General features: G+C 34.8%; 25 protein-coding genes. 9 read left to right on the top strand and 16 right to left on the bottom strand.

Annotation, left to right across the window (positions count from 1 at the left end):
* The first annotated feature begins 2 nt into the window (after positions 1–2).
* Positions 3–1,361, top strand: a complete 1,359-nt coding sequence (locus J3D55_RS21970; protein WP_259134882.1) for a T9SS type A sorting domain-containing protein — start codon at positions 3–5, stop codon at positions 1,359–1,361.
* Between the two features lie 64 nt (positions 1,362–1,425).
* Here the strand turns inward: J3D55_RS21970 and J3D55_RS21965 are convergent, their stop codons facing one another.
* Entirely contained in the window at positions 1,426–1,953 is a 528-nt protein-coding gene (locus J3D55_RS21965) for a 2'-5' RNA ligase family protein (protein ID WP_259134880.1), read from the bottom strand.
* Between the two features lie 76 nt (positions 1,954–2,029).
* On the opposite strand from J3D55_RS21965, the gene J3D55_RS21960 reads away from it, so the two are divergent.
* Genes J3D55_RS21960 through J3D55_RS21945 form a run of 4 tightly spaced genes read left to right on the top strand, consistent with a single transcriptional unit; the run spans position 2,030 to position 4,448 of the window.
* Positions 2,030–2,359, top strand: coding sequence for a PadR family transcriptional regulator (locus J3D55_RS21960; protein ID WP_259134879.1), 330 nt, complete (start codon positions 2,030–2,032; stop codon positions 2,357–2,359).
* Entirely contained in the window at positions 2,356–3,072 is a 717-nt protein-coding gene (locus J3D55_RS21955) for a hypothetical protein (protein ID WP_259134877.1), read from the top strand. Before J3D55_RS21960 ends, J3D55_RS21955 begins: the two co-directional genes overlap by 4 nt.
* Positions 3,073–3,076: 4 nt before the next feature.
* On the top strand, positions 3,077–3,691 hold the full coding sequence (locus tag J3D55_RS21950; RefSeq protein ID WP_259134875.1) for a hypothetical protein: 615 nt from the start codon (positions 3,077–3,079) through the stop codon (positions 3,689–3,691).
* Positions 3,692–3,722: 31 nt separating this feature from the next.
* Positions 3,723–4,448 (top strand): hypothetical protein, encoded by a 726-nt coding sequence (locus J3D55_RS21945; RefSeq protein ID WP_259134873.1) that lies wholly within the window; start codon positions 3,723–3,725, stop codon positions 4,446–4,448.
* Between the two features lie 3 nt (positions 4,449–4,451).
* On the opposite strand, the gene J3D55_RS21940 is transcribed toward J3D55_RS21945, so the two are convergent.
* The 5 genes from J3D55_RS21940 to J3D55_RS22625 all read right to left on the bottom strand — a co-directional run bounded on the left by J3D55_RS21940 (position 4,452) and on the right by J3D55_RS22625 (position 10,490).
* On the bottom strand, positions 4,452–5,600 hold the full coding sequence (locus J3D55_RS21940) for a serine hydrolase domain-containing protein (RefSeq protein ID WP_259134871.1): 1,149 nt from the start codon (positions 5,598–5,600) through the stop codon (positions 4,452–4,454).
* 86 nt (positions 5,601–5,686) lie between these two features.
* Positions 5,687–6,397 (bottom strand): Dph6-related ATP pyrophosphatase, encoded by a 711-nt coding sequence (locus tag J3D55_RS21935; RefSeq protein ID WP_259134869.1) that lies wholly within the window; start codon positions 6,395–6,397, stop codon positions 5,687–5,689.
* Between the two features lie 57 nt (positions 6,398–6,454).
* Positions 6,455–7,069 carry a hypothetical protein gene (locus J3D55_RS21930; RefSeq protein ID WP_259134867.1) on the bottom strand — a complete coding sequence of 205 codons (615 nt, stop codon included), beginning with the start codon at positions 7,067–7,069 and terminating at the stop codon, positions 6,455–6,457.
* A 72-nt stretch (positions 7,070–7,141) separates the two neighbouring features.
* Complete coding sequence (locus J3D55_RS22630) at positions 7,142–8,704, bottom strand: methylmalonyl-CoA mutase family protein (RefSeq protein WP_374759513.1); 1,563 nt, start codon at positions 8,702–8,704, stop codon at positions 7,142–7,144.
* Entirely contained in the window at positions 8,673–10,490 is a 1,818-nt protein-coding gene (locus tag J3D55_RS22625) for a cobalamin-dependent protein (RefSeq protein ID WP_374759512.1), read from the bottom strand. The genes J3D55_RS22630 and J3D55_RS22625 overlap by 32 nt, the downstream gene beginning before the upstream one ends.
* A 183-nt stretch (positions 10,491–10,673) precedes the next feature.
* On the opposite strand from J3D55_RS22625, the gene J3D55_RS21920 reads away from it, so the two are divergent.
* Entirely contained in the window at positions 10,674–11,006 is a 333-nt protein-coding gene (locus J3D55_RS21920; RefSeq protein WP_259134865.1) for a hypothetical protein, read from the top strand.
* Here the strand turns inward: J3D55_RS21920 and J3D55_RS21915 are convergent.
* A complete protein-coding gene (locus tag J3D55_RS21915) occupies positions 11,003–12,118 on the bottom strand; it encodes a DUF3667 domain-containing protein (protein WP_259134863.1) in 1,116 nt (371 codons plus the stop codon). The two genes, J3D55_RS21920 and J3D55_RS21915, sit on opposite strands and share 4 nt — an antisense overlap.
* A gap of 336 nt (positions 12,119–12,454) precedes the next feature.
* Here J3D55_RS21915 and rplM point away from each other — a divergent pair, with 336 nt between their 5' ends.
* The 3 genes from rplM to rpsB all read left to right on the top strand — a co-directional run bounded on the left by rplM (position 12,455) and on the right by rpsB (position 14,254).
* Complete coding sequence (gene rplM, locus J3D55_RS21910; protein ID WP_259134860.1) at positions 12,455–12,910, top strand: 50S ribosomal protein L13; 456 nt, start codon at positions 12,455–12,457, stop codon at positions 12,908–12,910.
* Positions 12,911–12,919: 9 nt separating this feature from the next.
* Positions 12,920–13,306 carry a 30S ribosomal protein S9 gene (rpsI, locus tag J3D55_RS21905; protein ID WP_054511446.1) on the top strand — a complete coding sequence of 129 codons (387 nt, stop codon included), beginning with the start codon at positions 12,920–12,922 and terminating at the stop codon, positions 13,304–13,306.
* Between the two features lie 183 nt (positions 13,307–13,489).
* Positions 13,490–14,254 carry a 30S ribosomal protein S2 gene (gene rpsB, locus J3D55_RS21900; protein ID WP_066754696.1) on the top strand — a complete coding sequence of 255 codons (765 nt, stop codon included), beginning with the start codon at positions 13,490–13,492 and terminating at the stop codon, positions 14,252–14,254.
* A 95-nt stretch (positions 14,255–14,349) separates the two neighbouring features.
* Here the strand turns inward: rpsB and J3D55_RS21895 are convergent, their stop codons facing one another.
* The 9 genes from J3D55_RS21895 to J3D55_RS21860 all read right to left on the bottom strand — a co-directional run bounded on the left by J3D55_RS21895 (position 14,350) and on the right by J3D55_RS21860 (position 24,742).
* Positions 14,350–14,817: a DUF6759 domain-containing protein gene (locus J3D55_RS21895; RefSeq protein ID WP_259134855.1), complete on the bottom strand. Its 468-nt coding sequence runs from the start codon at positions 14,815–14,817 to the stop codon at positions 14,350–14,352.
* Between the two features lie 24 nt (positions 14,818–14,841).
* Complete coding sequence (locus tag J3D55_RS21890) at positions 14,842–15,495, bottom strand: DUF6759 domain-containing protein (RefSeq protein WP_259134853.1); 654 nt, start codon at positions 15,493–15,495, stop codon at positions 14,842–14,844.
* Between the two features lie 174 nt (positions 15,496–15,669).
* Positions 15,670–16,347 carry a tRNA (guanosine(46)-N7)-methyltransferase TrmB gene (gene trmB / locus J3D55_RS21885; protein ID WP_259134851.1) on the bottom strand — a complete coding sequence of 226 codons (678 nt, stop codon included), beginning with the start codon at positions 16,345–16,347 and terminating at the stop codon, positions 15,670–15,672.
* Positions 16,348–16,430: 83 nt separating this feature from the next.
* On the bottom strand, positions 16,431–17,222 hold the full coding sequence (locus tag J3D55_RS21880; protein WP_259134849.1) for a DUF6759 domain-containing protein: 792 nt from the start codon (positions 17,220–17,222) through the stop codon (positions 16,431–16,433).
* 201 nt (positions 17,223–17,423) lie between these two features.
* The gene (locus tag J3D55_RS22460; RefSeq protein ID WP_310467463.1) at positions 17,424–17,645 is read right to left on the bottom strand and encodes a hypothetical protein; all 222 of its coding nucleotides are present in this window, start codon (positions 17,643–17,645) and stop codon (positions 17,424–17,426) included.
* The gene (locus J3D55_RS21875) at positions 17,617–18,213 is read right to left on the bottom strand and encodes a hypothetical protein (protein ID WP_310467461.1); all 597 of its coding nucleotides are present in this window, start codon (positions 18,211–18,213) and stop codon (positions 17,617–17,619) included. The genes J3D55_RS22460 and J3D55_RS21875 overlap by 29 nt, the downstream gene beginning before the upstream one ends.
* 164 nt (positions 18,214–18,377) lie before the next feature.
* Complete coding sequence (locus tag J3D55_RS22720) at positions 18,378–19,865, bottom strand: FIDD domain-containing protein (RefSeq protein ID WP_510185691.1); 1,488 nt, start codon at positions 19,863–19,865, stop codon at positions 18,378–18,380.
* A gap of 67 nt (positions 19,866–19,932) precedes the next feature.
* Positions 19,933–21,783, bottom strand: a complete 1,851-nt coding sequence (locus J3D55_RS21865) for an IgGFc-binding protein (protein WP_259134847.1) — start codon at positions 21,781–21,783, stop codon at positions 19,933–19,935.
* A 106-nt stretch (positions 21,784–21,889) separates the two neighbouring features.
* Positions 21,890–24,742 carry a T9SS type B sorting domain-containing protein gene (locus J3D55_RS21860; protein ID WP_259134845.1) on the bottom strand — a complete coding sequence of 951 codons (2,853 nt, stop codon included), beginning with the start codon at positions 24,740–24,742 and terminating at the stop codon, positions 21,890–21,892.
* Positions 24,743–24,800 lie beyond the last annotated feature (58 nt).

The raw sequence follows: 24,800 nt of genomic DNA, 5'->3' as shown, positions 1-24,800 counted from the left end.
CCATGAAAAAAACTTTATTATCACTTTTTATCGGAAGCTTTTGTTGTGCTCAGGTTTTTGATGTCGTTCCTGTTTTGCAGAACGGAACGAATGACAAACGGATCAATATTGCGGTTTTGGGTGACGGATTTACAGCCGCTCAGCTTCCTGCATTTGTGACTTCGGCGCAAAATACAGTCGATTATCTTTTTACAAAAAGTCCTTACACAGAATATAAAAATTATTTTAACGCCTATGCGATTAAAGTAATATCTACAGAATCGGGAGTGAAACATCCGGGAACTGCGACTGATGTTACAGAACCTGTTTTTCCGGTTTCTAATCCTAATAATTATTTTAGCTCTACTTTCGACAACGGAGTTCACCGCTGTTATTACGGAAATACTACGACGGTGACACAGGTTTTGGCGGCTAATCTTCCGGATTTTGATATTGCTTATATTTTGGGAAATACTCCTGAATATGGCGGTTGTGGCGGAACGTATGCTTTTGCATCACTAAATTCTTCGGCGAACGAAATTGTGGTTCACGAATTAGGACATTCTTTTGGAAGTTTAGCCGATGAATATTGGTTTTCAGGAACGGGTGAAAGGGCTAATAAAACTCAGGTTTCTGATCCTGCAACCATAAAGTGGAAAAATTGGGTAGGGCTGAATGGAGTAGGCGTTTATCCTCACGCGGAAAGTCCGACTTGGTATCGACCACATCAGAGTTGTGAGATGAGGTATCTGAATCAGCAGTTTTGCTCGGTTTGTAAAGAAGCCATAATTGAAAAAATTCATGCTTTGGTTTCTCCTGTAGATTCGTATCTTCCGGCAAATGGTTCGGCGGTGAGTGGTAATTCTTCAGTAACTTTTACCGTTACGGAAATTCTTCCGATCCCGAATACTTTGGTGAATTCGTGGACGCTGAACGGAACGCCTTTAGCTTCTACAAGCAATTCTGTAACGATTGCTCCGGGACAATTGAACAATGGAAATAATACTCTCATTTTTTCTGTGAATGATAATAATCCTTTGGTGAAAGTGAATAATCACAGCACGGTTCATTTTACCAATATTACGTGGACTTTAAATAAATCAGTATTAGGAACATCTGAAGTGAAGGCTGAAGAAAGAAGATATGCGATTTATCCGAATCCCGCAGAAAATGAATTTTATATTAAAGGAAAACAGGATTTCTCTAAAAATATAAATGTTGTTTTATACGACATTTCAGGGAAAATAATTCCGGTGAAATTTGATTTAAGAGATTCTTCCACATTATTTATTGATATAAAGAATTTACCTTCCGGAACATATACCCTTAATGTTTCTGAAAATAAAGGATTAATCATTTCTCAAAAAATCATTAAAGAATAAATTTTTTACACTAAAGAATAAATTGAAACCGATTCTTGGAGTCGGTTTTTTTGTATTTTAATAATCAATCTTTAGTCAATTTTTTCTCCGCAATCGGAATCCACTTTTCATCATGACGAAGCAGAATTATCTTGTCAACTAAAAACTTAGTTTTATATTCTTTGTCTTTGTAAATTTCCCAGGCTTTCAGATAATTTTCATACGTCAGATTCCTGTAACCGACGGTGATGTGAGGATTAAAAGTATATTTCATGAAATTAAATTTTTCACGGACTTTGAAATAGAGTTCTTTTAATTGCTCATTGTTTTCCGGCTGTACAAAAAGCACGGGATTTTTAGGATTTCCGAAACTTCCAAAACCATTTAAAAATATTTCAAAAGGAGAAATATGAGTATCAATTTTTTGAAAAGCCTCATGAATATCGCTTTCCAACTCTAACTCTCTGGAAAATGGCGGAAACAAAGTAATATGAGCATCGTTTTTCAAAGCCTTTGAATTTCCATAGTTTGCAGCAAGATCTTTTTTGAAAACTTTTACCTCTTCAATAATTTCCTGTGGCGGATAAATCGCTATGAAATACAATTTCTTCATCCATTGAAATTAATAAAATTAAAAACAATTTTGATACATAAGAAAATTATGTATAGATTTGTTAGGTATTAAAAAGATGGCATTGAAAAAGAACAGTCTTTATAAAGGAACGCTCCAAAATATCATTCTGAAACTGCTTGCAAAGGAAGTGAAAATGTATGGCTACCAAATCACGCAACGCGCAAAAGAGCTTACACAGGGCGAACTGGAAATGACAGAAGGTGCATTGTATCCGCTTTTGCATAAACTGGAAGCTGATGGAATGATTACTTCTGAAGTTCAAAAAATAAACGGCAGAGACCGTAAATATTACCTTTTAACCGATAAAGGAAAAAAACAGCAGGTGACTCAGGAAGAGGAAATGAAAAATTATTTATTTAACCTAAACACCATTTTTAATATATGATAACTTTTTTTCAGGAAAGAGAAATTGAAAAATATTTATTGGAGAAGAAAATTTCGGGGAAACTTTTAACCGAAATAAAAGATCATATGATTTCTCAGATTTTAGAAATTCAGAGTCATGAAAATTTAAATTTTAAATCAAGCTTTGAAAGAACAAAGATTGAATGGAATGGCGATTTAATGATGGTTAGAAAAAATATGTTTTCAAGGCAAAAAATAACAAAGATTGCTTATAAGATTGATAAGGTAGAGAATGTAAATATATTTTTCAAATCAATGATTTTTGCTTTGCTATTTGTCGGATTCCAAATAATTTTAGCTATTATTTTAAGTGAAAATTGGTATTCAAATGTGAATGCAGTTTTAAAAATAGGATTTGTTCTTTTACCTTTTGTAATATTAGGAATGTATATTAAACAAAAGAGATTAGATTTTAAAACCAGTCAGAAAAACATAGTTATCAATAATTTTGTTCATCCGCTTTTTGTATTTTTTGTTACGATCTTACTGGATAATATTATTGAATTGCCTAAAAAATCTTATAAAGTATTTTATGAGTATGTAAATTTGGAATCGCACGGAGAAATCACGACAGATGTTTTTATTAAGTGTTTGATAGCATGTGTCTTTCTACTTGTACTTTATCTGTTTTCATATTTTTCATTAAAGGAAAATATAAAAAAATATTCGAAACTTAATAAACTTTATTCTTAAAGATATGATCTCTACAGAAAACGAAAAGGAAATTACGTTATATTTAATTTCAAAAAAGCTATATCCTCAAATGCTTTTTGAAGTGAAAGATCATTTTATTTCCCAGATTTCTGATCTGATGGAAACTAAAAACTTAAATTTTCAGGAAGCTTTTTTAGAAACCAAAATAAGCTGGAATAACGAACTGGAAATGGTGCGTGCAGATATTTTTTCGTTCAAAAAAATTGCAAGGATAGAGAAAAACCTGTTACAGAAACGATTTAACAAAATCATGATCAACTCAGTGTTTTTCGCCATACTTTCTGCAATAATGTATGCGATTTCTGATACGCTGTTTTTTTATTTTCAGGTTACATTTCTTTCTGTATTTGCCTTGCTATTATTGTCCGGATTCGTTTTTCGTAAAATCAGTTTCAGAGATTATCAGAGAATTAGTTTTCATCCGCTTATTTTACGGGATATTATTTTAGGATTGGTTTTATTCCCGTTGATATGTTATTTTTCAGGAAATTTCAACTTCTGGGAACCGGTTTTTAATCAATTGATTATTTTTTACACATTAACAATTCAAATCCAATTACTTTATTTCAAAACGAAAAAAATAAATGTTTTGGTCTAAATAAAAATTACGATTTAAATTTTAAAGACAAATGATTTCAAAGGAACAAGAACAACAAGTAACAGATTATCTTATTCTTCACAGACTTCCGCTAGATATTTTATTGGAGGTGAAAGATCATATGATTTCACAGGTTTTATATATTCAGATCAATGAAAATCTTAGCTTTGATGAAGCTTTTCACAAGACACAAAAATTGTGGGAGAGCGAATTTAAAATGACGAAATATTCTACCTTTTTTAATGAGAAAATCCCTGTGATTGTAAAGAAAATCGTAAAAGCAAAATATAACAGTATTCTTAAAAAATCATTATTATTAGGATTAATTTCTTTTGCAGTTACTATATTATTTATTTTTTTAGCAGATAACCAACACGTTTACACAACACTTTTTAGAATACAAAACGGTCTTTTTGTTCTTTTTACGTTTGGCGTATGGGCTTTTAATTATAAAATGTGGAAATATGTAAAACAAGATTTCAAATATAGAGGTAGGCTTTTTTATTCCATGTATCAGCAGAATACGGGATTGTTGGTAATAAGTATGAGCTTAATGGCGCAAGTCGTTTCCAAAGAAGGTGTATATCCGTATCTTTTTTTCAGAACTTATGATTACAGTGAAATAGCTTATGTTTTGGTAACTTTAATTCTTCCTTATTGTATACAGGTGATGGTGATTTTTGGTTTAATTAATTTTTTCGAGCACAAAAAAATATTAACCAGAATGCAGGATTTTCTGAGTATTTCTGCTGAATAAACGCTACATTTTTATCGAAGTTTTTGCCGTTTCATTCTTCATTCCGGCGATTGTATTTTCAATGGCATCCGTGATTTTTTTGATCTCAACATGAGGCTTGAAAGTAGATCCTAATCCCTTTTCTTCATCAGCAATATTGGAGAGAATAATGACAGAAGTTTTGGTTTCAGGATAGAAAATATTCAATGAGGGAGAACCTTTCACATAACCGCTGTGGAAATACGCGGAAGGCTTTCCGATGTTGGTCATAATTCCGTAGCCATAACCCATTTTCCCGAAAATAGGATGATGTCTTTCCGCGCTTTTGGTCTCAAATTTTTGTAAAGTTTCCGGCTTTAAAATTTTTCCGTTGTACAAGGCATTATTCCAGATATGAAGATCATCAATTGTAGATAAAATTCCGCCTGCAGGAATTCCGATGTCTTTATTGCCTAATCTTTTGGGCATATTTTTAATTTTTTCAAAAACTTTTCCATTTCCAATATAAGCTCCTGCAAAGTTTTCTCCTTTAAATGAACTTCCCGTAGAAGAATTGTTCATCTCAACTTTTTTGAATAGTTCCAGAGCATTTTCATCATAAGATTTACCCGAAACTTTTTCCACAATTTTCCCCAACATGCTAAAACCATCGTTGGAATACAAGAAATCTGTTCCGCTTTTAAACTGGAGTTTTCCACCCAACGTATTCAATCCGGAAGTATGATTCAAAAGCTGATGAATGGTGATGTTTTCGTACTCTTTGTTTTGAAAATCGGTTACATATTTTGAAACTTTATCATCAATATTCAATTTTCCCTGCTGCATTTGAAGCAAAACCAAAACTGCCGTAAACTGTTTGCTCACAGAACCGATTGCAAAAACTGTGTTGCTGTCGATTTTCACCTTATTTTTAAAATCAGAAAACCCTTGGTTTTTTCTATATAATTCCACCGAATCCTTGAAAACGGCAACACTTCCGTTAAATTGATACCTTTTAAAAATAGAATCAATTTGATTTTTTAAAAGATTCTTCTCGAAAACGGTAATTGTACTGTCGATAATCGCTTTTTTATCAATAGTAACGATTGGTGCTGGTTTAATCTCTTGCTGACATGAAATTAAATTGATCAATAAAAATGCAAATAGAATGAGAGATTGTAATTTTTTATTCATTTAATGTTTTCTTTTTGTAAGCAATTTGTATGCCTTTACAACAAAAAAACTCTTAATTTTCATGAAGAGTTTGAGTCGAGAAATTCTTATTTTGAAATCAAATCACAAAACCAGAAAACATATTCTCCATTTTCTTCACGATCATCAGACTTTGGTTTTGGATAGGTTTTCTTTACCGTTTCTCCAATTTCAAACCCAATAGAATTTTTAAAAATAGGTCCGTCAAAAGTAAACGTGTGAAACTCTCCGTTTTCTCCGCACGGATCAACATTTTCTGGCAAATCTTTAATGAAATCTTTATCAATAATTCTTCCTGCAAAACTTTTATCAAGATAAGTTTCGTTCACGCAGGTTACGATTGTTTTGAAACCTAACTCTAAAAATTCATGGATGAGGTCAGTTGTGTTGATTTTCCATAATGGAAAAACTCCTTCCATTCCGATGGTATGTAATTGATCTTCGCGATATTTCCTTAGATCTTCCAGAAAAATATCTCCAAAAATAGAATGAGTAACACCTTGAGATTGTATTTCATTCATGGTTTTGCTCATAATTTCGCGATATTCTTCCATGGAAGGTTCTTTCGGAAGTTCCATTTTAATTAATGGAAACCCTAAACTTTCGGCCTGTTTTTCCAATAACGAAACATGAACACCATGCATAGAAATTCGCTGAAATTCTTTATTAATGCTCGTCAGCAAAGAGGTAACTTCAAATTGATCTTCTTTTAAAGTTTTGTATAAAGCAAGTGCAGAATCTTTTCCGCTGCTCCAGTTGAAGATGGCTTTTGGTTTCATTGTGTGAATATGAAACCTTCAAGGTTTTTAAAACCTTGAAGGTTTAAATTAAGGGAGTTAAAATTCTATAATAAATTCATTAATATCTGAGTAGTCTTTATCTGCAGCATGATAGAGTTTAAAATGCTCCTCATTTTTAAAAAGCTCAATTACAAATTTTCTGTTGAGTTTGGTCGGTTTATGAGAAATAATGCTTTGATACGAACTCCACGGATAATCCCAAATATATTCTGAAAAGCCATGTTTCACAGGATTGAAATGAATATAATGGATGAGCTTTTTGAAATATGCTAATGTAGGAACTTCTTTTCTCTCAAAGTTTTTTTCAAACAAGCTTCCGGTTCGGTTATACCGTTTATTAATGGCTTTAGCATAAGAATTGAAAAAATGACCAAATTGTAAATGAACATCAATCTTTTTAGGAATTTCAGTTGCTGTGTATTCTAATTTTTCAAGATTTATTTCTTCAAAAGGTTTCACGTAAACCAGAAGATGGAAATGATTTTTTAATAAAACCCAAGCAATTGTATCGCAAAATGGGGAAATGTATTGGTCATACCGATTCAGAAAAAATGTATAATTTTTCGCGTCAAAGAAAATGTTTTGACCATTATTTCCTCTGTTGTAGATGTGGTAATACTTACCCGCTTCCAGAAGGAGTTTGTTGTTCATTTTCAGTCATTTTGTGTTTTATTTATTTAAACCTTCAAGGTTTCAAAAACCTTGAAGGTTTGTTTTATGAGATTACATATTCCTTCTGTACTTCCCACCCACTTCAAACAAAGCATTGGTAATCTGTCCAAGAGAACAATATTTCACGGCATCCATCATTACATTGAATAAATTCTGTTGATTAATGGCAGCGTGTTGCAAAGTTTTTAAAGCGGCTTCGGATCTATCTTCATTAGATTGTTGGAAATTATGAAGCGTTTCGATCTGAACCTGCTTTTCTTCTTCAGTCGAACGGATAACTTCTCCCGGACGAACCGTTGGCGAACCATCTTTTCCTAAGAAAGTATTCACACCAATAATTGGATATTCTCCAGTATGTTTCAGCCATTCGTAATGCATCGATTCTTCCTGAATTTTTGAACGTTGATACATCGTTTCCATTGCACCTAAAACACCACCTCTTTCTGTAATTCTGTCGAATTCTGCATAAACAGCTTCTTCGACTAAATCAGTTAATTCTTCAATAATAAATGAACCTTGAAGCGGATTTTCATTTTTCGCTAAACCTAATTCTTTATTGATGATCAACTGAATTGCCATCGCTCTTCTTACAGACTGCTCAGTCGGAGTCGTAATTGCCTCGTCGTAAGCATTGGTGTGAAGCGAGTTACAGTTATCATAGATCGCATAAAGCGCCTGCAACGTCGTTCTGATATCATTAAAATCAATTTCCTGAGCGTGAAGTGAACGTCCTGAAGTTTGAATGTGATATTTCAACATCTGGCTTCTTTCGTCTGCTCCGTATTTCAGTTTCATGGCTTTTGCCCAGATTCTTCTTGCCACACGTCCGATCACTGAATATTCAGGGTCGATACCGTTGGAGAAGAAGAAAGATAAGTTGGGTGCAAAATCATTGATATCCATTCCTCTTGACAAATAATATTCAACATAAGTGAAACCGTTTGCCAAAGTGAATGCTAGCTGAGAAACCGGATTCGCACCCGCTTCCGCAATGTGATAACCTGAAATTGAAACCGAGTAGAAGTTTCTCACTTTTTCTGTGATGAAGTATTCCTGAACGTCACCCATCAATCTTAGGGCAAATTCAGTAGAGAAAATACAAGTATTTTGAGCCTGATCTTCTTTTAAAATATCAGCCTGAACCGTACCACGAACGGTTGCAATGGTTTTAGCTTTAATTTCAGCATAAGCTTCGGCAGGAATAACTTCGTCTCCGGTAAGTCCTAATAATTTTAAACCTAAACCATTGTTTGATGGAGGTAATTCACCATTATATTTTGGTCTTTCTAGACCTTTATCATCGAATTTTGCTTTTAAAGCTTTCTCAACATTAGCTTCAAGTTTGTGTTCAGCGATATATTTTTCAACATTTTGGTCGATTGCAGCATTCATAAAGAAAGCCAGCAACATCGGCGCCGGTCCGTTGATGGTCATTGAAACTGAAGTCATTGCATTCACCAAATCAAATCCGGAATACAATTTTTTAGCATCATCTAATGTTGCGATAGAAACTCCTGCATTTCCGATTTTACCATAGATATCCGGTGGTAGAGCAGGATCTTGTCCGTATAAAGTTACAGAGTCAAACGCTGTTGATAAACGTTTTGCGTCCATTTCTGCAGAAACATAGTGGAATCTTCTGTTGGTTTCTTTCTGGACCTCCTTCTCCGGCGAACATTCTTGTAGGATCTTCTCCTGTTCTTTTGAAAGGATAAATTCCCGCTGTGTAAGGGAAACCTCCAGGAAGATTTTCCTGACCTTTCCATTTGATTAAATCACCCCAATCGGTATATTTTGGTAAAGAGATTTTTGGAATTCTTAAATGTGATAAAGATTCTGTTGAGGTTTCCACCTTAATTTCTTTTCCACGAACGAAATAAGAATAAAACTCAGCTTTGAAAGCCTGTTTCGTATCTTCCCAATTGCTCAGGAAGTCAATATTTTCCTGTTGAAGGTCTTTTTCAGCTTTCTGATATTCAGCATCTAAAGTTTCATTAGAAAGGAAACTTTTTACACCTTCAATATGATACATTTTTCTTGCTAATTCGGCTTGTTTTTCAACATTAGCATCGTAAATTCTATTATTTTCAACAATTTCAGATAAATAACGAACTCTTTTTGGAGGAATTATCGTGATGTCTTCAGAAACTTCCTGTTCAACAAATCCTTGCAAGTTTAAACCTGAAAACTTATCGTTTACTTTTTCAACTAATCTATTGTATAAATCAGTTGTTCCGTGGTCATTGAACTGAGATGCTTTTGTTGCGTAAACCGGCATATCATCCAACGGACTTTCCCACAATAAATGGTTTCTCTGGAACTGTTTTCTTACGGCTTGAAGCGCATCTAAAGCACCTCTTTTATCAGATTTATTTAAAGCAACCAAATCTGCATAATCCAACATATCGATTTTTTCCAACTGTGTAGAAGCTCCATATTCAGGCGTCATCACGTACATTGAAACATCAGCAAAATCAGATACTTCCGAACCAGATTGACCGATACCCGAAGTTTCCAAAATGATAACATCTGGATGAGCTAATTTCAATACATTTAAAGCTGAATGAATGAACGGAGAAACCGAAACGTTGTTTTCTCTCGTTGCCATCGAACGCATATAAACTCGAGGATCATTGATCGCGTTCATACGAATTCTGTCACCCAATAACGCGCCTCCGGTTTTCTTTTTTGAAGGGTCAATGGAGATAATGGCAATTTTTTTATCTGGGTTTGAACGGATAAAACGTCTTACCAATTCGTCTGTCAAAGAAGATTTTCCGGCTCCACCAGTTCCTGTGATACCGATAATTGGAATATTTAAATCTTTTGATTTTTCATCGATTGCTTTTACCAAATCCGGTTTTTCTTCTGAGAAGTTTTCAACCGCAGAAATGATTTTAGCAATGCTTGTGGAATTTTCAAAACTGATAGCATCTAAATCTTCAGCTTTAACATCTCTTCCTGTTGGAAAGTCTGATCTTTTCACCAAATCATCGATCATTCCTTGTAAACCAAGCTCACGACCGTCGTCCGGAGAATAAATTCTGTCGATTCCGTAAGACATAATATCTTCGATTTCTTCAGGCAGAATTACACCGCCACCGCCACCGAAAATCTTGATCTGCGGAGAGTTTTTTTCTCTTAAAAGGTCGTAGATGTATTTAAAATATTCGTTGTGACCGCCTTGATAAGAAGTCAGGGCAATTGCATTGGCATCTTCCTGAATGGCTGTGTTTACCACTTCTTCAGCAGATTTGTCGTGACCAAGGTGGATAACTTCGCATCCTGTTCCCTGAATCACACGGCGCATAATATTAATCGCTGCATCGTGCCCGTCGAATAACGAAGCCGCGGTTACAATTCTTACTTTGTTTGTTGGAGTATATTTTTGGGTTTCCATAAAAATCTAGAAAATTTCTGAATTCCAAATATAATAATAAAATAACAACCTTTAAATTAAGTTTAAATTGTTGATTTTTAAATATTTAAATAAAATTAGCGTATTGCATGTTTAACAGCTTAACAAACATTCGTTTAGAAATGATAAGTAAAATCTCTATTTTTGCATCATATTATATAAGGTATGAAAAAAGCATTGCTGTATTTTGCATTGGGAACGGTTTTAAGTTTTTTAATTAATTATTACTTTTACAGTTCTGAAAACCTTGGTCTTGATATTTATTATGCTTTGGCTTTTGGTATTGCGTGGGGAATTGCGTATTATTTGGATACACCCAATTTTACATTGCCACAAAAATTAGGTTTTTCTTTCGCAGCAATGGGAGTTTTGGTGTTAATCGGAACTCTGATATTTAGTTTAGAATTGGCTATTCCTTCAATTCTTAAATTTTCTACCGTTTTTGTGGCGTATTATTTAATTGCAAGCTTTAAAGCAAGCAAATCTCTTCGTGATTAATGGAGCATTATTAAACTGATGTACATTAAAATTATCAGCATAATCAAAAGACCTATAAAATTTACGATAAATAAAATGGATCCTTTTAAAATGCTTACTCTTTTTCTGCTTTCATAAGTTTTGTAATGAGCGATAAAGAAATACAGCGAGATGTAAAAAAAGAACCCAACATTAATTAATACAACGAGTAGGCTGAAAATGGTATAATCGGGCAATAAACCTGCAATACGATTAATCACGATATAGATTAATGTGGAAAGCAAAAGGAAAGAAAAATAATGAAGGGTGAATATGCCGTGGTCGAAATACCACCATCTTTTTTTGTTGTGAAAAAGCCATAGGAAAAACGCAAAAACCGGAAGATATATAAAAAGCGCTTTCGGAATAGTGTGGATAATCGTTTCTACATATTTCTCCTTGATCTGAGCTTTTGTAAGTCCGCTTTCTCTTAACTCAAACATTTTTTTTGCCATCGGTCGGGAAAGGGTGTGGAAAAAACCTTCATCTTTCGCATACAGAGAATCGTACTCTTTCAGATTATGAGCATCCATAAAGGTATCATTGTCTGTGAATGATTTTTCAAAAATATCTTCGTTTTTCAGAATACCTTTTTCCTGAACAGAATCTTTTGCCTGAATAGAATCCGTAATTTTTTTGGCGTTTGAAATAGTTTCCTTCGAGAACAGTCCTTGTTTTTCAAATTCATCAAGGGCTTTCTTGGTGGCTTCTTTTTGTTCTTTTATTTTTTCTGCCCTTTCGATTTTTGATATTTTGGCTTCATTTTCTTTCTCATGAGCTTTTGGGATCAATGCAGGAAGTAAGAATGTAATAAAGCTGACGAAGATATACAGCTTTACAGGCGCAACATATAATTGTCTTTTTCCTGAAAGATATTCTTTGGTTAATTTCCCGGGACGAACGAGAAGGTACTTCAAGGTTTTCCAAAATTGCCCGTCGTAATGCGTAAAATCCTCAATAAAATGAGTGAAAAGATAATGAAAAGGCTGTCTTGTCTCGGTATTTTCCTGTCCGCAATGTGGGCAGAATCTTTCTTCTACAAGGTGACCGCAATTCAGGCAGTCTTTTTCTTCTCTCAATTTTCCGTGGCTCATAGTTTTTAAGAATTTTTAACAAATATAATTATTTGGAGGAGTAAAATAATTATATTAATAGTGATTTGTGTAAAAGTTTAAAGAAAAATTAATAAAGAGAGATTTGATGAGGTAAATTTTAAGCTTACTGTTTTTGTTTTTAAAATATTCTGAAAAATGAGCGATTGGATATAGCTCATTTTATAACATATTAGGAATGATTAATTTAAACACACAGATTTTTGAAAACGAATTGATTAGCAGATAAAATAAAATATGTTTTTGCATTCCGAAAATAATTTGTACCTTTGCACACCCTTTTACGGGGAAATTATGTTTAATCTTTAACTAAAACGTGTGAATACATTAAGTTACAAAACTGTTTCAGCGAACAAAGCTACTGCTAATAAAGAATGGGTTGTGGTAGACGCTGAAGGACAGCCGTTAGGAAGACTAGCTTCTACGGTTGCAAAGATTTTGAGAGGTAAGCACAAAACGAACTTTACACCTCACGTAGATTGTGGTGATAACGTAATCGTTTTGAATGCTGGGAAAGTTACTCTTTCCGGAAACAAGTGGAACGATAAGACTTATATCTGGCATACAGGTTATCCTGGAGGACAGAAGTCTATGACTGCGGCTGAACTTCAAAAGAAAGATTCTTTAAAAGTATTAGAAAAATCTGTAAAAGGTATGTTGCCTAAAAACAGATTAGGATCTGCTTTATTTAAGAACCTTTATTTATATGAGGGAACTGAGCACAAACATGAAGCTCAACAGCCTAAAACAATTAATGTTAACGAATTTAAATAATTAATTAATATGTCTATAGTTCACAAAATCGGAAGAAGAAAAACTTCTGTAGCTAGAGTTTATGTAAAACCAGGTTCTGGTATCATTACAGTAAACGGTAAAGAGGCTGCAACTTATTTCTCTACAGACGTTATGGTTTACAAATTAAACCAGCCGTTTATCCTTTCTGAAACTGTTGGTCAGTATGACGTTACCGTAAATGTTTTCGGTGGTGGTAATACAGGTCAGGCAGAAGCTATCAGATTAGGTATTTCTAGAGCTTTATGTGAGATCAATGCTGAGTTCAGATTAGCGTTGAAGCCAGCTGGTTTACTTACAAGAGATGCAAGAATGGTGGAAAGAAAGAAACCAGGTCAGAAAAAAGCAAGAAAGAGATTCCAGTTCTCAAAACGTTAATTTTCAGACTTCAGATGCAAGATTTCAGATTTCAGAATTTATTCGGTCTGTTGTCTTCTGTCTAAAATCTATTTATCAAAACAAAAAAATTGCCCGTTACGTTTAGCATCCAAACATTTCTCCCATCTAAAGAAATCGTTGATTGCATAAGAAGCGGAAAGTAAACTAACAAAAACAGAAAACATGGCAAAAGCAAATGTAAAAGACCTTCTAGAGGCTGGTGTACACTTCGGTCACATGACTAGAAAGTGGAATCCAAATATGGCTCCATACATTTTTATGGAGAAAAATGGTATTCACATTGTAGACTTACATAAAACAGCAGTTAAATTGGATGAAGCTTGTAGCGCTTTAGAAAAATTAACTTCTGCAGGTAAAAAAGTTCTTTTCGTAGCTACTAAAAAGCAAGCGAAAGAAGTTGTTGCAAAACACGCTTCTGAACTTAATATGCCTTATATCACAGAAAGATGGCCGGGAGGTATGTTGACGAACTTCGTTACTATCAGAAAGGCTGTAAAGAAAATGAACCATATCGACAAAATGAAAAAAGACGGTACGTTCGAAACTTTATCTAAAAAAGAAAGATTACAAGTAGACAGACAAAGAGCTAACTTGGAGAAAAACTTAGGTTCTATCTCTGACATGGTTCGTCTTCCTTCTGCAATCTTCGTTGTAGATATCATGAGAGAACACATCGCTGTAACTGAAGCTAAGAAATTAGGTATTCCAGTTTTCGGTATTGTTGATACAAACTCTGATCCTAGAAAAGTAGACTTCGTTATCCCAGGAAACGATGATGCTTCTAAATCTATTGATATGATCTTGAGCGTAGTTTCAGAATCTATCAAAGACGGTCAGACTCAAAGAAAAGCTGATAAAGAAAAATCTAAAGAAGAAGGAGAAGTAGTATCTGCTGATAAAGATGCAGATTTCGATTCTGCTGAATAATTGAAGATCTATCTTTAAAATAATAAAACCGCTAAATTTATTTAGCGGTTTTTGTTTTATATAAGGTGTAAGTTATTAATTTCCTAAAACTTCACTTAATTCGAAAGCGTAATATTATAAGAAGAACTCACAAACTTAGTCTTCTGATAAACCGAATTACAAATCATTCCTGAGATATTATAATTTTGGTTTTTCAAAACCATTGCCGAACCGATTTTATTAGCAGCAATCGGGATTTTCTTAAAATAATTGTTTCCGCTTATTGTTAAAACCATATTACATCGAGACTTGTTTTCCACCGTGATTGATGTTTTCGGGCTGTCTTCTGAACCATTTAATAGATCTGTTAAAACTTCTGCAGTTTCAGATTTGTAAGTCTTACTTAAGGTTTGATATTCTCTTTCAGTCTGGCTTGCCGAAGTATTACTGCTTCCTGTATTTGTCGTTGACGTAATAGGAGAGGGCTTTCTTACAGGATAATTAGGCTTATAACTTGGTTTACTGCCGCAACTGTTTAGAAGTAGAGCAATAACAGCTATTGAAAAAGGCAAACGTTTTTTCATAATCAAATTTTTCGTGGTGTAAATTTAGTTACTTTTTTCGGTAGCATTTTTCTTTTCAATCTGTTTAGGATTATTTATCGTTAAAAAAACACTTTTTTTAATTTCTTTTTGAGAAGAATATATAACGTCACAAACATTGCTTGTCAACGTATAAGTTCCTTTCTTGATGACCATGAAGTTTTCTCCTTTTGCGGGAACAGCCATATTATAAAATTTTTCCCCGTGAATCCTTAAAATAAGATTACAATCTGAATTGTTTTTGAATAGAAGAATGGCTTCTTTGCTGCTTATATCTTCGTTAAACATGGCGTTGAGAAGTCTTACGGTTTTACTTTTATGTTCCTTGGAAGTGGAAGCGATTAGTTTTTTAAACTCTTCGGAATCTGAAGGATGTAGATTTTTTTTCATCATACCGGTGGAAAATTCTGAAATAATAGGTCGTGCTTCCATGGGTTTTGCGCCTATTTTGCCTTTTGTCCATTCGGCGTTTTTTAGAGCAATTAATTTTGGCTTTAAAACAGTTTTTCTCGGATCGTCGGGATGACAGGTTCTTAGAAAGCTTTCAATTTCTTTAATGTTTTTACTTTCTAGAATGTTTTTAGAATTGTTTTTTACATTACCGGCAGTACAAGATACCAATGTTGTAAACAATGAGATAATTAAAGTAATTTTTTTCATGACTTTGTATTCTTAAAGGTGAATGATTTTTGTGTTTTATAAATGACAATACGAGGTTGTAAAATTTTACAACCTTTAGTTTTTTAAGTGAATTTTATTACTTAAAAATAGATAATACGTTAAATTTTTAAAGCTATTTGAATAGGTGAGTGTTTTTTCATCATTTGTTTGTTTTTAATTAATTTTAAATTTAATGTAGGTAATCGTTTTCCCTTTTGCGGAAAATAATTCTTCGTAATACGTTCTGATATCTCTTAAATGCGGCGTATTGGGATCATATTCTGCCGCTCCGTAGATGTCGTGATGTGCACTTACAATTTCATAACCTGCCCCTTGTAGGAAACCTAAAGTATACCCGTGAAGGAATTCGGAATCCGTCTTTAAATGAACAATTCCGCTGGGTTTTAAGAATTTTTTATATCTCTCTAAAAAATCCGGGTGAGTTAATCGGTGCTTCGTACGTCTGTATTTAATTTGTGGATCAGGGAAGGTAATCCAGATTTCATCTACTTCATTTTCTCCAAAAAAGTGGTCTACAAGCTCGATTTGGCTTCTTACGAATGCCACATTGTTCATTCCGTTGTCTACGGCTTCCTTGGCTCCAAACCAGAATCTCGCTCCTTTGATGTCAATTCCGATAAAATTCTTCTCAGGAAAAGTTTTCGCAAGACCTACAGAATATTCCCCTTTTCCACAGCCAAGTTCCAGAACGATAGGGTTGTCGTTCTTAAAGAAGTCTGTTCTCCATTTTCCTTTAAGTTCAAAGCCGTTTAAAGCTTCCTCTCTTGTCGGTTGGATTACGTTTGGTAATATTTTGTTTTCGGCGAATCTTGCTAGTTTGTTTTTACCCATGAGAAATTTATAAAATCCCGCAAAAATAGGGAAATTTATATAAATGCTTAATTTTTAACGATGGAAAATAACATTTCCACCTATTATTTCTTAGCAGAACTTCCTAAAGCCACCATCAAAGGTTTCTGAATCGTCTTCTGAGAGGCGTATTGTGATCCGCAAACGATACCTGTAAAAAGGTAGTCTCCTTTTTGTACTACAATCGAATTGTCGCCGTGTGCAGGAACCGGAAGTCTGTATTTTGTATTTCCAATGCCTTCTATTCTGATAATAATATTACAGTCGGATTTATTTTCGATCATTACGATGCATTCTTTGGCATTCGGATCATTGTCGAAAAGTGAATTCAATATTTTTACCGTTTTATTTTTATGCTCTATCGGGTTTTCTGCCATCAACATGTTAAATTCAGAGGCTTCCGCATCAGGAATTGTAGCAATAGGTTTTGAAGAAGTTGTAGCATCTGTAGGAGCAATATATACGTTCTTTGGAGTACTTGGCGTGTAGACCACTGCAGATTGCCCCACTTGTAATTCCCGCTGATATTTTGCGATCTGTTTTTGTTTAATGATCGCATTCATTTCATCAAAAGATATTTTTGTAGATGGCCTCCTCTTCAGCATAGCAAGCCAATCCTGTATTTGTTTTACTTTTTGATCTCCGGGGAGTGCATTTTTGATATATTCTTTCATCATATCCATCACTCGAGGTTTCAAGACAGATCTTCTCGGGTCATCGGGATGTGCATCTCTTAAAAAAGCATTGATTTCGTAGATGTTTTTACTTTTCAGAATTTCGCTGTAGTCTTTACCCTTCGACTGCGCTGAAAGATTGATAAAAAAAATGACACTAAAGAATAGAAGTAACTTTTTCATTCACTAATATTAAATTAAAATATTTTTGCTTTACTATATTTTGTTTTAGATTATTAGTCTAAAAATGGTAGCTAAAATCACACCATTTTTAATTTAAATGCTGAATTTGGGGATAAAATTAAACATAATTTAAAAAAACAAAAAATGTATATCGCAATTTTAGCAATATACATTTCCTGAATCATTACAAAAATGGATGATTTATTTTACAACATCCTGAAGGTGAGAGTTTCTTAACCTTCGTTGGTAAATGGGTAAATATTTTTCAATCGGGACTTTTATGGCATCAAAATTTCCGACCATAACATAAGGTTCGATGTTTTCTGAAGTATACACAAACTGAAGGAAATTATCAATCAGATTTTCAGGAATTTTAAATCTTGTGAAATAATCTTTACCTAAATAATTTTTGATTTGTGCCACAGAACTGTTCATTTTTTCGTAAGCCATGTAACGTTGCTTTTTCTTTCTGTCTCCGGAAAGAATATCGTAAATACTTTCTAAGCTGAAAGTAAGACCACCATCTCTGAATCCTGCAACCGGAAGCTGAGGAGAAGTACCGTCGCCTTTCGGTTTCCGGCAAACCAATGACTTTTTTTATAGCCAATCCTTTGTCTTCTTTTCTTATCGCATTCACATCATATCTCAGATTTCCTGTAGGTCGGAATCTGTTGATCACAACTTCCTGAATATCATGATAAGCAATTTTTAATTCAATTAAATTTTTCTGATCCATCATTTGAGACGTAAGCTTATAATCTTTTCTCTCCGTAACAATAGAAGTAAAACGGATAACGTCCCCCTGATTTGCAGGAATCGTAAAATCTCCATTATAATCAGTAAGTACAGTCTTCTGAGTATTAAGATTGGTAACATATACCTGATTGAGATATAAAACAGAATTATCCCTTAGAAAAACTTCTCCAGAATATGTCTGAGCGTTAATTTTTGCCAGAAAAACTAACAGCAGTAGCGTAAATAACTTCTTCATATAATTAGGGCAAAATTACGCAGAATTGCATCAATTTATACCTATTTTAGTAGTGAACACAGGTTAAAATTATATTAAACTTTGCTTCAAAATTGTTAATGAATGTTATAAGGATTCGTTTTAGTTAAAAATATGTGAAAATATTTCCTTTTCTGATTCGGATATTAATAATTCTTTACCAAAAGCCAACTTGAATATTTTACCGTTGTACTTCCTCCAAATTCTGTCCAGCTTATGAAATACCAATACGTTGCTGTATTCACAGGTCTTCCCGTAATTCGCCCATCCCAGATAAGTCTGTTGGAAGGTGTTCCTCGGAAAACTTCTGCTCCATATCTATCAAAAATCCTGAACACAATATTGTCATTATCCATTAATGCTGAATAATCTATGGCATCATTGTAACCGTCTGCATTCGGAGTAATAGTGTTGATAAGATTAATAATCACGAACGTTCTTGTAATCTCTTCACAGTTGTTGGTATCACGAATATGAATAATATGATTTCCTCTTGGAACATTCGTGAAAACATTGGAGCTTTGCCAGCTTACGCCATCCAAAGAATATTCGTAAGGAGGAGTTCCTCCACTCGCACCGATAGTAACGGTAGTTCCGTTGATTTCGATCATGGTAATTACCGGAAGCGTAGATTCGGTAACATTCACGTTTTGTCTGTAAGTACAGCCGTCGAACGTAAGATCTACCCAATAGCTTCCCGCAGGAACATTAGTAATAGCTGGAGTTGTAGCTCCTGTGCTCCATAAATAGCTGTCAAATCCTGGTCCTGCATCCAATGTCGTCAAAGTTTTAGGACAAATAATTTTATCATGCAGAATGGTAGAATGTTTAGGTATTTTAATCGTAATGGTGATGGAGGCTATATTAGGACAAGCTCCTGGTTTTTCAAATCTTATATAAATAGTTTGAGTTCCGGTAAGGTTGATTGGGTTAGCAACCTGAGCTACATTGTTTTGTGCATCCGCCAAAGTAGGGTGGAAGGTTACTGTAACCAAAGGATCTGCCGTATATTGACTGATGTATGGAAGTAAGTTAATGATTTTTGTTCCATCCAGATCATCATCACACATCGTAACGGCAAAAGTTGTTTTTATCAACGGAATTTTTCCTCCGACATTAAATATCAACGGCTTAATAACCGGCGGACAACCATCCGGAGAATCTACTCTTATGTAAATCGTGGTCGTTGCAGTGTAAGTCCAGTTATTGGGTAATGTATTTGTGTTTCCTGCATTAGCATCAGTGATATTTCCATAATATCTTACACCGGTAAAATAAGTTGGATTACTTAGAACGATCAATGTAATATCAGATAAAGTCACATTGACGATGCCGTCTAAATTGTCATCACAAAATGTACCTGTATAATTGCTGATTACGGTTGCAAAAGGATATAAATTAAGCGTGATCTGCACAATAGATTTACATCCGACAGGGTTTTTTACGACGGCATAGACTATCGTTCCGTTTGCTGCAGGATAGGCTGTAGGAGTTCCTATTTCAGTTCCCGGAGTTTCGTTTTGAGCGTTTAAAAGTGAAGTATAATAAGTAATGGTTACCGGAGAATTACTGGTAACATTCGCAGTCGTTAAATTAAAAATACCTTGTCCTAATCCATTATCACACGCATTCAACGTTGCATTATTTGTCGTTAAAGTCTGGATGTTAATGGTTACGGTTACCGTTTCACAATCCGGAAAATCAGGATTGTTTCCACAGAAAGTATAGGTAAATGTATCTGTTCCTGCCGTTCCCGGATTGGTTACCGTATAAGTAATAACCCCCGTTGTAGCATTTATTGCGGCTGTCCCTAAAGTTGGTGTCGTAACAATAGCAACGGTTGCAGGAAACCGGTGTTTGTGGAGAAGTCGTAAATGCAGGGGTAATCGTTTTTGTTGTACAGATATCATAAGTTGCTGTGGTGAGTTTTGTACAGTTTAAAACTTTAAATTGTTCAGTTACCAACGGAGCACAGCTTCCCATCGTTACAGAGCATGTATAATAACCGGATTGCGTCGGAGTTATCGAAGAACTTGTAGCTCCGGGAATTAACACTCCACCCACATACCATTGATACGTATCATAAATAATAGGATCGACCGTAAGAATAATTCCCGGAACACAATCTCCTCCTGATTTTAAAATCACAGGCTGAGTCGGAAATCCTGCAAAAAATCCCCCATAACCTACTGCATCACTTCCTGCATTGATTCCCGCCATAATTGCTTTAGTAGAAGCTATGGTGATGGTTCCCGTTACATTCGGAATTCCGTACGTTACCCAATTGGTTGTTCCGGTCATGTCATAAGGTCCTGTTGCTGCCGGTGGAATACCTCCGTTTACCGTTAAAACAGCTCCTCTTTCAGTGATGATATTTAATTTTGTCGGAATATTTAGAATTCCCGTGGGGTTTCCATTAGAATAGACAAAGTTTTCATCGATAAGCCCAAGCTCATTAATTTGTTTTGGTAAATAGCAGTTAAGCGCCGGAATAAAATTAAAACCACCTGTCGCTACTTCATTTCCTGTGGTATTTGCTCCTGCAAGAATCTGATAAATGTAAGCGTTTTTGGAAGTTCTGATATATAAATTGTAATGTCCATTCGTCCCCTGAAGTTGGTATTTAGAATCGGGAATGACAAAATATTGTCCGATATTTAAAGTTGCAATAGGTGTTATTTCATTATTTACACGAACTTCAGTATTATTTTCGGTGGCAATGACGAGCGCGCCTTCCATATTTGAACCGATGCTTCCGTTTCCTTTTACTAAAGCAAATTCATTTCCTAGCCGATCTACCGGAACCGCCTGATCCATCAGAATATCTGAACTTGTAGCGAAATTTCCGGCGTATTGTCCGTTGAAATTTCCATTGGTGACATTTACATTTTTATTGGCGACAATTTTTGCTCCGATAAAACCGTCGGCGTTTCCCGTATTGGTTCCGATACCGTCTATGATATAAGATTGCCCTTTATTTAAAGTAAAAGTCATGGTCGGAGTAGTTGCTCCTGTTGTTCCGTTTGAGAATTGTACGGTGGGTTTATATCCCGAAACAGTAACCGTCGTATTATCTTCGGTTGCCAAAATACTCGCCATGAAATTCAAAATAGAACTGCTTACTGTAATCGGAGCATTGGCTGCATAGAACGTTTTTCCTGTGGAAGGAATCCCTTTTGAGGTAATAATTTCGGCGTGATTGTAAACAGAAAATCTTAAATTGGCATAAAAAGGAAATTCTGCCTTCACATAAATACCCTTTGTAGTCGGTGTAAAAAGATCTGTTTGTAATGTTGTGATAATATAATCGCGTAAAATATCAACCTTTTGAGGATTACCTTTACTGATATTTACCGTTGCAATTAAAATATTATTGTTATAAATACTTACCGGAAAAGAGGTAGTACGGTTGGTAGAAAGATATAATTTTTGGTATGGATTGGGGTTTCCCGTTCGGTCTACCATAGGCGCAAACCAATGCTCCCTATCCAATTGAGCAAATGTAGAGGTGAAAAAATAGAATATAAATAAAAAAGATAGAATTTTCTTCATTCAAGGGTTGCCTTTAACACAAATTTAATAATAAAAAGTGTTATAAGCTTAAAAAATAAATAAAAAACCATGATTTTAAAGTCATGGTTTTTTATTTAAAAAATTATCATTCAAGATTTTTTACAAGAATCCATCCTGAGTATTTTATTTTGGTCTGAACTTTATTTTGTTCCGTCCAAGTAATTTCATACCAGTAAGTTGCGGTAGGAAGTTGTTTACCATACATTGTTCCGTCCCATCGGTAAGCATTGAACTGTTTTGCTTCATGTACTTTGTTTCCGTATCTGTCATAAATATTGAAAACCAAGTTCTTTTTGTACGACAATTCCGAATAATCGATATAGTCATTTCTGTTATCACCGTTCGGTGTAATGGTATTAATCAGATTCGGAACAGTAACCGTTACATCGATCGGCTCACAGTTATAAAAATCTTTTACATAAACGCTGTTTTCACCTCTCGGAAGGTTTTCAAAATAATTTGAATCCTGCCAGTTCGTGCCATCAAGAGAATATTTGTAAGGAGCAGTTCCGCCGATTACCGTTACAGTAATGGTATTGTTTTTAATATCAAGATTTGAAATGACAGGTTGTAGAGCCTGAACTACTTTTACATCTTGTTTTGTATAACATTCTCCTGTTTTTAAATTTACCCAATATGCTCCGACTCCCACATTTATGGTTTGTGTTGTAGCTCCTGTATTCCATTGATATCCGTCGAATCCAGGTCCTGCATCCAATGTTGCTGTGTTTTCGATACAGATGATTTTATCACTCAATATCGTAGATTTTACAGGAGGAAGAACCACCAATGTAATTTCTGCTATGCTGGAACATCCGTTTGAGTTCGTCACTTTTACAAACACTTTTGTATTTGATGAAATGTAAGCCGATGCCGGTGAAATTTCATTGGTACCGCTGGAAAGATCGGCAAGAGTAGGGTAGTAGTTTTTGATTAAACCGTTTTGCGTTGTAATGGGTGCTGTTTCAAGATTGAATAATGCCGTATCAGGTTTTGCTGCAATATAGCAAGATCTTATGCTTACATTTTTTACGGTAGGATTAGGATCTACGATTAACGTCATTGTTACCTGCTCACAACCTACTCCTGTTGCAGGATTGGCGCAGAAATGATACACCATAACGTCATTACCGACATATCCGGTATTCGGAGTATAGATAATATTTCCTGTTGCAGCATCTATTGTTGCTGTTCCTTTAGTTGGAGGAGTATCGATCTGTAATGTCCCTGAAACAATGGCAACATTATGGTTCGTGAATTTAGGAATGATTGTTTTGTTAGGATCGCAGACAATTAAACTTTTTGTAACCTGCTCATAGCAAGATTCAACAATGAAAGTAGGCGTAGTTGCAAAACATCCGCCCATTCCTACTTTTACGGAATAGGTTCCGGGCTGCATAGGAGTATAGGTATACGTATTTGCTCCCGGAATAGGAGTTGTACCAAAAAACCATTGATAAGATTCAAAACTGTCACCGACTTCCAGAACAACTCCCGGAACACAGTCTCCCGTTTTGCTGACTACCGGAACAGAAGTGAATCCTGCAAAATATCCTCCATATCCAACGACGCCACTTCCTCCTGCAATTCCTGCAGTAACCGCTTTGTTGGAAAGAATGGCAACATTTCCTGTAACTCCTGTAATAGAATAAGATTCCCAGTCTAATGTTCCCGTTACATTATAGGGTCCTTGCGCTGCCGTTGGTGTTATTGGTGCAGCTCCATTAATGCTATAAGTAACAACAGCACCTTTTTCCGTTAAAATATTTAATTTAATATTATTTGTAACCTGATTATTCGGCGACTGCGGAAGCATTTGAATCATTCCAATTTCGTCAATTTTTCTTGGCAATAAGCAATTAAGCGGCGGTATATAATTAAAACCAATCGTTGCACTGGTCGTTGTAGTACCTGCAAGAAGCTGATAAACATAAGCATTCTTTGAGGTTTTTATATACATATTGTAATGATCATTCCCCTGATTGATGTAATTGGTATTGCTAATTTCATTTACCCTGTAATGTTGTCCTTCGTTAATGGTAGCAACTTCGACAGGATTATTATTTACAAAAATTTTAGTGTCGTTTTCTGTAGCTACAATCAAAGCATCTTCGGTTGCTGCTGAAATATTTCCGTAGCCTTTTACCAAAACAAACTCTTTTCCTAAACGGTCTGTAGGTACAGATTGATCCATGACGATGTCTCCACCCGTTAGTGGAGTTCCGATATTATATTCTCCCAAAAAATTTCCGTTGGTTACCGAAATCGGTTTGTCTGAAACAATTTTAGCTCCAATGAAACCTTTTAAATTTCCGGGCTGGTTTCCTCTTCCTTCGATAAGGTAAGACTGTCCTTTATTTAATGTAATGGTCATGCTCGGCATGGCTGTTCCCGTAGTTCCGTTTGTAAAAACGACAGTTGGTGAATATCCGGAAACTGTAACCGTGGTATTATTTTCCGTAGCCAGGATGCCGGTTGTGTAGTTCATCCCTGTACTCGCATTGGTAATAGGAGCAACAATAGCATAGAATTTTTTCCCAATCCCAGCTTTTCCTTTTGAGGTCAAAATTTCGCCATGCGCAGGAACGGTAAATCTGAATGTTGCAAAGAAAGGCTTCGTACCTTTAAGATAAAGCCCTTTAGTACCCACAGTAAAAAGTTCTGCTGCAGTAGAACCAATCATGTCTGCGGTATTGATATAATAAAACTGAGGATTTCCTTTGCTTATCGTTACCGTTGTAATGACCACATTATTATTATAAATGTCGACATTGAACGGCGTTGTTGAATCCGTAGAAAGATAAACGGCCTGTTTTGCACTTGATAAAGATAAACTGGCAGATGAAAAAGGAGCAAACCAATGTTCAGTATCCCTCTGTGCTGAAAGTTTAATGAATGCAAAAACAAATAAAAGTATGAAATAGAGCTGTTTTTTCATAGTTATGTGATTAGTTTTCACAAAAATAGAATTTTATTTCTAAAATATTGTAAAAAGC

Origin of the sequence: Chryseobacterium ginsenosidimutans, from assembly GCF_024807225.1 — a bacterium.
GTDB classification, from domain to species: Bacteria; Bacteroidota; Bacteroidia; order Flavobacteriales; family Weeksellaceae; genus Chryseobacterium; species Chryseobacterium ginsenosidimutans.
This window is presented reverse-complemented; position numbering and strand designations above follow the sequence as displayed.